Genomic DNA, 949 nt, shown 5'->3' on the forward strand with positions numbered 1-949 from the left:
GTGCGGCCGGGCCATCATCGATCCCATGGAAGCCGCGATGATCCCGGCGCATCTGCATGCCGACGACGCCATGGAATGCGAGTTGATCGCGCTGTTGGACGATCTGGCCTGGATACTCGATTCCGAACCGCACGATCCGCCGCCGCGCCATACCGAAGCGTCCGGCGCGAGTCTCGCCGTTTCGGTCGCGGCCTTCCGCCGGGCCGGTGGCATTCCACCCATCGCGTCAGGCGAAGACAGAGCTTTCGTGCGGGCACTATGGATGATGGACGCAAAAGTTCGGCACGATCCGACGATCCAGGTGACGGTATCCGGACGGATCGAGGGCAGGGCGCCCGGCGGGATGGCCGACGCGATCAGCCGCAGGATCGTCCGGCAGGATGAATTCGCCGACGAAATGGCCGAACCGGCGATGGATGCCTGGCTGCGTTACAGCTTGCGCCAACGTGTCAGGCGGGCATGGAGCGGCCTGGCCGACCCGGCGCTGGCAGGCGACCTCGCATTGCCTCGGGCTAGGGTGACGACGGCCTTGGCGGTTCAATACTTCGGACACGCCTGGGCATTACTGGAAGCCACCAGCCCGGTCCTGCAACGCCGCCGTGTGCGCTTCACCGAACTGCCGGCGCAGATTCAAGCGGCTCAGACGATACGCCGGCACTTGACCGTCCCCGAAACCTTGGCGGCCGAATAGCCATGTCCGATTTGCTGCCGATCGTCGCTGAGTGGATCCCATGGATGCAAAGCCGTGCCGACGCGCTGGATCGGGATGCGGCGTTTCCCGTCGAGGAATTCGACTTGCTGCGTGGAATCGGCGCCCTGTCACCGCCGCTGCCGGTGCTCGGACATGCCAGCATTGGCGAACTGGCCTCGCTTCTGGCTCTGATCGGACAAGGCAACCTGTCCGCCGGGCGGATTTTGGAGGCGCATATCAACGCGCTGCATCTGATCG

2 pseudogenes are annotated in these 949 nt (G+C 65.0%); both read left to right on the plus strand.

From position 1 onward, the window contains the following. A pseudogene (locus GSQ89_RS38730) lies at positions 1 to 691 on the plus strand (glycosyltransferase family 2 protein); the annotation flags it as partial. A 2-nt stretch (positions 692 to 693) separates the two neighbouring features. Further along, a pseudogene (locus tag GSQ89_RS38735) lies at positions 694 to 949 on the plus strand (hypothetical protein); the annotation flags it as partial.

It is taken from the genome of Acidisphaera sp. S103, assembly GCF_009765975.1.
Taxonomy (GTDB): Bacteria; Pseudomonadota; Alphaproteobacteria; order Acetobacterales; family Acetobacteraceae; genus Rhodopila.